Source organism: Streptomyces crystallinus (genome assembly GCF_039521265.1).
Classification (GTDB): domain Bacteria; phylum Actinomycetota; class Actinomycetes; order Streptomycetales; family Streptomycetaceae; genus Streptomyces; species Streptomyces crystallinus.
Window position 1 is genome coordinate 49620 of sequence record NZ_BAAACA010000063.1, and the last position, 6529, is coordinate 56148.

Below are 6529 nucleotides of genomic sequence, written 5' to 3' on the forward strand. Positions count from 1 at the left end.
GGGTCCCGATCTTGCGTCGGGGAGGAACCGATTGAGCTGACCCCACCCCTCTCATCAGACCGATAGCAGCGTGGGTATGGCGTCCACTCGCCCATAGGTGAGCACCTGCGCGAGGACCTCCCGGAACCGCGCGACGTCTTCGCCCGGCGCCTCGATGACGGCCTCGATCTCGCCCTCGTTCAACCGAAGACTCTCCAGCGCTTCGGGATCCAGCGAAATGCGGAGCACGTTGCCGTCCAGGACGGCTTCACGAACACAGCCGTAGGCGGTCCCCTGGTCAGCAGTGACCAGGCAGTGCGTGTCCATTCCCAGCTCGACTTCTTGGTCGTCGGACTCTTCCTCACCTGCCATGAACATCAGGATGAAGCCGCTGCCATCCTCGTGCTCCGAAAGGCCTGCCTCGGTGAAGTAGCCGTCAGGATCGATCTCCGTGCTGGCGACACGAGCAGTGAATCGGTACGTCATGACGAGGTTGTATCAGCGTGGTCAGACACGGCTCGCAGGAGGGGCGTCGACGTCATCGACCACTCCAAACCGTTGCTCAGTCAGGGTCAGACGAAGCCGTTACAGCGGGCTACGAAGAGGCCGTCCTAGCCACGCGTTCAGCCGAACGTTCCATCCTCGCGAACGGCGAAGCGCTCGCAACCGTCGTGCTCGAAGCGCACCCGTCCGTCGAACGGCGAGTCGACACGAGTGCAGACCCCCCAGTCCAGGCCCAACTCTCCCCGCAGCGCGATCCAGAACCTGCACCCGCCGCACTGCTCGTCGAACCATTCATCCCGATATCCGGCCTCTCCAGTGGAGCGATTCAGCAGCCGCAACCAGCGCCCATGGACCTCGCCGTCATCCATCCCCACGCCACCTGCTTGATGCCCGCCGGAAGCCATCGGTTCCCCACCCTCTCGCCGGATTCGCAAGGTCAATCTGCACGGAACCTGGGTCTCGCCGCTAACTGTTTCCTGCGAGCCCCAGGCCATCGAGTCGTGATGTCGCACACATCACTTGCAAAGGATATTGTAATAGTCACTGACTGCGAAAGACTATTACTCGCATTACTCGTATCGTCACTGCGCAAGGGGGCAGCCATGGAGTCGGTAGCGGAGCTCGTCGAGGCCTGGACCAAGGGGTGGGTGGTGTCGCGCGGCGCGGCGGCGCCGGTCGCCGAGCCCTGGGGGTGGACCGTCGACGTCGGCCAGGTCAAGCAGGTCTGCCGGCATGTGCTCCCGGAGCCCGACGAGGCGTCCGTGCGCAAGCTGGTCGAGGCGACGACCGCCCCGCACACCTGGCTGAAGCTCTTCGCGGACGACGAGACGGTACGGCCGTGGGTGGGGCCCGGCTGGGAGTTCGACCAGCCCGGCTTCCTGATGACGGTGCCGCTCGCCCCGCAGGAGGTGGCGGTCCCGGCCGGGTACACGCTGACCCGTTGGACCACCGGGGGCGTCCTGCGCGTCCTGGTGCGCACCGAGGCCGGGCACTTCGCCGCGCGCGGCCAGATCGCCCCCACCGGCACCACCGCCGTGGCCGACCAGATCGAGACGTCGCCCGAGCACCGCCGCCGCGGCCTGGGCGGCGTCGTCATGCGCACGCTCCAGAGCGGCGCCCACGCGGCGGGCGCCACCACCGGGGTCCTGGTCGCCACCCCCGAGGGCCGGGCGCTGTACGGATCGCTGGGCTGGACGACGCACGCGCCCATGGCGAGCCTGTACTTCGCTCCCACCGATCCGGCATCCTCGGCTCCATGAGCCTCACGGGCAGGACCACGACCACCGGAGCACTTCTGCTCGTCACGCTGCTCGCGGCGACGGCCTGCGACTCGGACAGCTCGTCCGCGGACGGCGCCTCCAAGCCGCCCACCGCGGCGCCGAGCACGAGTCTGAGCGCGCAGCCCTCGCCGCCCGCCACCTCGCCGCCCGCCACCGCGCCGGGCACCTCCCCGACGGACACGCCCCCGCCGCCCGCCCGGCACGGGCAGCTGATGGCGCTCGTGGTGAGCGGCGGGTTCGCGGGGCTGCACAACGAGCTGGTGGTGAAGGAGGACGGCTCGTACACCTCGACCCGCCGGGACGGCCGACAGACCACCGGGAAGCTGGCGCCCGACGCCCTGACGAAGCTCCGGGCCGCCCTGGAGCGCGCGGACTTCGCGCATCTGCCGCCGCGCCCCACCGGCAGGCCGGTGGCCGACGCGCTGATGTACCAGTTCACGTACGACGGGCACGTCGTCCTGACCGACGACGGGCACCAGGGCCAGGCGCTACGGGACGTACGAGCCCAGCTGCCCGTCGGCTACCGCTGACGGCTCCCTCTCGCGCCGGGCGGCCCCGCGCCGGTCTGCCCGGCGCAGCACCGGCCAGCAGAGGACACCGACGAGCAGGGCGGTCGGATGGCCCCAACTGGCCAGCGGATCCGCCATGTCCAGCAGGTCCTGGACGAGCAGCACGGCCATCACACCCAGCAGCGGCCACCGCAGCAGCGGGCGCAGCAGCCCGGCGAGCGCGCCGACGCTCGCCATCAGACCGAAGCTGATGCCGTAGTCGAGGCGGTGCAGCGAGGAGTCCGGCAGCTGTCCCGCCATCACCGAGACGCCCACCGGCACCTCGGTGGCCAGCGTCGCCACCACATGGCCGAGCAGGAACACCCCGGCCGTGCGCAGCCCGCCGACGCGGCGCTCCAGCGCGGTGAGGATGAAGACGAAGCCGACGGCCCACGGCGAGGAGATGCCGCCCGCGATCCAGAGCGCGCTGGCGATCATCACCAGCACGGGCGTGCGGCTGAGGTGCTGCACATCGGTGCTGGAGCCTTCGAGCAGCGTGCGGACCGTGTCCGGGTCGCCGAACTCGGCGTAGAGCGAGGTGGCGAAGAGCAGCAGGGTGTACGCGAAGGTGAAGGGCGTGCCGGTGGGAGTGGGCAGCAACTGGACGGCGCGGCGCCCCCAGGCGCGCGCCCCCGGCCCGGCGGGCACCTCGGCCGGCGCGGCGCTTCTGGCGATGTCCCCGCCCTCCGACGTCTCGTCCGCCGTCTTCTCCCGGACGGCCGTCGGCCGCTGGCTCGGGATGCCGTCGAGCAGCCGCGCCTGCTCACGCGTTCGTTCAGGGTGCACCGGTGAGGCCCCTTCCACCGGGCGCCGCACACTCGCACCCGGAACCACAAGCCACGCCGGTGATCGTCCGGCCTTGCTGCCTACGCTTGTACAACGCTCACCCTCTGCGAACGCTCCCGTCCGCGTCTATGACTTGTGCCACATTGGACAACCTTCGGCGCAGGCCGCGCGTCAGCCCCCGAGCCGTTCGCTCCGCTTCTGAGGAGGTCCTTCGATGCCCATCGCCGACCCGATCACCGAGCCGGTCGTCCTCGACCGCCGCGAGGGACCGTACGGGGAGGTGGTCCTGAGACGGCGCGGCCCGCACTTCGAGATCATCGCCAACGGCACCTTCCTGATGGACACCTCCGACGGGCGCTCCGAGAGGCTGCTGGTGGACGCCGCGTACGAGGCGCTGCCGGCCGGCCGCCACCGGCCCTCGGTGCTCATCGGCGGGCTCGGCGTCGGCTTCTCCCTCGCACACGCCGCCGCCGACCCGCGGTGGGGCCGGATCACCGTGGTGGAACGCGAGTTGGCGGTCATCGACTGGCACCGCTCGGGGCCGCTGGCGGCGCTCTCCGAGGCGGCCCTGGCCGACCCCCGCACCGAGGTGCTGCACACCGATCTGGTCGCCCATGTGACGGGTGGTCGGGATACCTACGACGCGCTCTGCCTGGACATCGACAACGGGCCCGACTGGACCGTGACCGAGAGCAACGACAGCCTCTACTCCCCCGCCGGCCTCGCCGCCTGCCGGGACCGGCTCACGCCCGGCGGAGTGCTCGCCGTCTGGTCGGCGCGGCCGTCGCCCGCCTTCGAGGAAGCTCTCCGTAATGCCGGATTCCACGGGGTTAGGACCGAAGAGATCACAGTTGCCCGGGGCGTCCCTGACGTGGTCCATCTCGCCGTTCGCCCTGCGTAGCCGGGACGCGGCCGGTGCCTCTAGTCTCTGACCGACACAGGGGATCACCCCACGGATCCCCGGAAGCAATATCAGGGCGGGGCGATGGAGCAGGCACACACCACCCACAACGGCGTAGCGGCCACCCCCGGCGCCCAGCGCCGGGTGCTGGTCGTCGAGGACGACACGACGATCGTCGACGCCATCGCGGCACGGCTGAGGGCCGAGGGCTTCCAGGTCCAGACCGCCCTCGACGGCCCCGCGGCCGTCGACACGGCCGAGGCGTGGCAGCCGGACCTGATGGTCCTGGACATCATGCTGCCGGGCTTCGACGGCCTGGAGGTATGCCGCCGGGTGCAGGCCCGCCGGCCGGTCCCGGTGCTGATGCTGACGGCCCGCGACGACGAGACGGACATGCTGGTCGGCCTGGGCGTCGGCGCGGACGACTACATGACCAAGCCGTTCTCCATGCGGGAGCTGGCGGCCCGGGTGCACGTACTGCTGCGCCGGGTCGAGCGGGCCACGCTGGCGGCGGCCACCCCGCGCACCGGCATCCTGCGCCTGGGCGAGCTGGAGATCGACCACGCGCAGCGCCGGGTGCGGGTGCGCGGCGAGGACGTCCACCTGACGCCCACCGAGTTCGACCTGCTGAGCTGTCTGGCGAACACCCCGCGCGCGGTGCTCTCGCGCGAGCAGCTGCTCGCGGAGGTCTGGGACTGGGCGGACGCCTCGGGCACCCGGACCGTGGACAGCCACATCAAGGCGCTGCGCCGGAAGATCGGGGCCGAGCGCATCCGCACGGTCCATGGCGTCGGGTACGCGCTGGAGACCCCGGCGCCATGAGCCGGGCGGCGGCCGGGGCGGTGAGCGGGCGGGTCCGGCGGAGCGGGGCCCGGCTGCGCGACCGGGTGCGCGAAGGGCTGCGGGGCGGGCTGAGGGAGGTCTCCATCTCCATCAAGACGAAGCTCGGCTCGCTCGTCGTGGTCTCGGTCTTCATCACCACCGGGCTGCTGATGGTGGCCGTGCAGACCCGCACCGAGCTGCGGTTCATCACCGTCTTCTCGGTGATAGCCACCCTGCTGATCACCCAGTTCGTGGCGCACGGCCTGACCGCGCCGCTGGACGAGATGAACACCGTCGCCCGGGCGATCTCGCACGGCGACTACACCCGCCGGGTGCGCGGCGCCGACCGGCGCGACGAGCTCGGCGACCTCGCCTCCACCATCAACCGCATGGCGGACGACCTGGAGGCGGTGGACCGCCACCGCAAGGAGCTGGTGGCGAACGTCTCACATGAGCTGCGTACGCCGATCGCGGCGCTGCGGGCGGTCCTGGAGAACGTGGTGGACGGCGTCTCGGCCGCCGACCCCGAGACCATGCGCACCGCCCTGAAGCAGACCGAGCGGCTCGGGCGCCTGGTGGAGACCCTGCTGGACCTCTCCCGCCTGGACAACGGTGTCGTCCCGCTGCGGGCGCACCGCTTCGAGGTGTGGCCGTATCTGTCCGGGGTGCTCAAGGAGGCCAACCTCGCCGCCTCCCGGCGCGGGCTCTCCTCCGGCTCCGGCAACCACACCCGTACCGACGTCCATCTGCACCTGGACGTCTCGCCGCCGGAGCTGACCGCGTACGCGGACCGGGAGCGGCTGCACCAGGTGGTGGCCAACCTCATCGACAACGCGGTCAAGCACTCGCCGCCGCACGGCCGCGTCACCGTACGGGCCCGGCGCGGCCCGCAGCCCGAGTCGCTGGACCTGGAGGTCCTGGACGAGGGCCCGGGCATCCCCAAGTCCGAGTGGCACCGGGTCTTCGAGCGGTTCAACCGGGGCGACGCCTCGGCGCCGCACGGGCCGGGCAGCGACGGCGGCACCGGCCTGGGGCTGGCGATCGCCCGCTGGGCGGTGGATCTGCACGGCGGCCACATCGGCGTGGCCGAATCGACGCGCGGATGCCGTATCCAGGTCACCCTTCCGGGGGCACCCCGGACAGCGAATTGACGTAGGCTCGAACCGGAAGCGCACGTTCTGCGTGTGGGTAGTCAGGGGATGTGGTTCTCAGGGGCCGCAACCGCGCTGTGGCGTACCCGCGCACGAGCAGAACCTGATCTGTTTCCCGCCAAATCCTGCCCCGAAACTCGCTTTCCGGTGTGACTTACGCGACTGTGGCACGCCCGGTCTGCACCTCCACGCCAGGGAGGCGTAGCCTTGATTCCCGCTGTCCATCACCTTGTGAAGCGGAAGAGGGCGGTTGCCGCCGTGTCGTCTCAGTCCCCCAGTAATTCGAGCGTCTCGACCGACCAAGACGGGCAGGGCAAGAACCCTGCAGCCGGCTTCGGTGCCAATGAGTGGCTCGTCGACGAGATCTACCAGCAGTACCTCCAGGACCCCAATTCGGTCGACCGTGCCTGGTGGGACTTCTTCGCCGACTACAAGCCGGGTGCCACCGGCACGGCGGACAAGCCCGTAGAGGGTGCTCCCGCCGCAGCCGCGGGGGCTGCGGTAAGCGCCCCCGCCGCCCCGGCCCCGCAGGCACCGGCCCCGGCCGCCCAGGCTCCG

At 70.9% G+C, this 6529-nt stretch carries 9 protein-coding genes; 6 read left to right on the top strand and 3 right to left on the bottom strand.

Features of this window, described 5'->3' with window-relative positions; all coding sequences use genetic code 11:
- Window positions 1-54: 54 nt before the first annotated feature.
- Both ABD236_RS32510 and ABD236_RS32515 read right to left on the bottom strand, forming a co-directional pair.
- Window positions 55-465: an Imm10 family immunity protein gene (locus ABD236_RS32510; RefSeq protein WP_344080418.1), complete on the bottom strand. Its 411-nt coding sequence runs from the start codon at window positions 463-465 to the stop codon at window positions 55-57.
- Window positions 466-602: 137 nt separating this feature from the next.
- A complete protein-coding gene (locus ABD236_RS32515; RefSeq protein ID WP_344080421.1) occupies window positions 603-851 on the bottom strand; it encodes a DUF3027 domain-containing protein in 249 nt (82 codons plus the stop codon).
- Between the two features lie 234 nt (window positions 852-1085).
- On the opposite strand from ABD236_RS32515, the gene ABD236_RS32520 reads away from it, so the two are divergent.
- Both ABD236_RS32520 and ABD236_RS32525 read left to right on the top strand, forming a co-directional pair.
- Complete coding sequence (locus tag ABD236_RS32520; RefSeq protein ID WP_344080424.1) at window positions 1086-1742, top strand: GNAT family N-acetyltransferase; 657 nt, start codon at window positions 1086-1088, stop codon at window positions 1740-1742.
- Entirely contained in the window at window positions 1739-2293 is a 555-nt protein-coding gene (locus tag ABD236_RS32525; RefSeq protein ID WP_344080427.1) for a hypothetical protein, read from the top strand. Before ABD236_RS32520 ends, ABD236_RS32525 begins: the two co-directional genes overlap by 4 nt.
- Here the strand turns inward: ABD236_RS32525 and ABD236_RS32530 are convergent.
- Window positions 2252-3097, bottom strand: a complete 846-nt coding sequence (locus tag ABD236_RS32530; RefSeq protein WP_344080430.1) for a rhomboid-like protein — start codon at window positions 3095-3097, stop codon at window positions 2252-2254. The genes ABD236_RS32525 and ABD236_RS32530 overlap by 42 nt on opposite strands.
- A 214-nt stretch (window positions 3098-3311) precedes the next feature.
- Here ABD236_RS32530 and ABD236_RS32535 point away from each other — a divergent pair, with 214 nt between their 5' ends.
- From ABD236_RS32535 to ABD236_RS32550, 4 genes are all read left to right on the top strand, one after another.
- Complete coding sequence (locus tag ABD236_RS32535) at window positions 3312-3998, top strand: spermidine synthase family protein (protein ID WP_344080433.1); 687 nt, start codon at window positions 3312-3314, stop codon at window positions 3996-3998.
- 84 nt (window positions 3999-4082) lie between these two features.
- A complete protein-coding gene (locus ABD236_RS32540) occupies window positions 4083-4820 on the top strand; it encodes a response regulator transcription factor (RefSeq protein ID WP_067163879.1) in 738 nt (245 codons plus the stop codon).
- Window positions 4817-5971, top strand: coding sequence for a sensor histidine kinase (locus tag ABD236_RS32545; RefSeq protein WP_344080438.1), 1155 nt, complete (start codon window positions 4817-4819; stop codon window positions 5969-5971). The genes ABD236_RS32540 and ABD236_RS32545 overlap by 4 nt, the downstream gene beginning before the upstream one ends.
- Window positions 5972-6229: 258 nt before the next feature.
- The coding region (locus ABD236_RS32550; protein ID WP_344080441.1) for a 2-oxoglutarate dehydrogenase E1 subunit family protein at window positions 6230-6529 on the top strand (300 nt) is incomplete at its 3' end.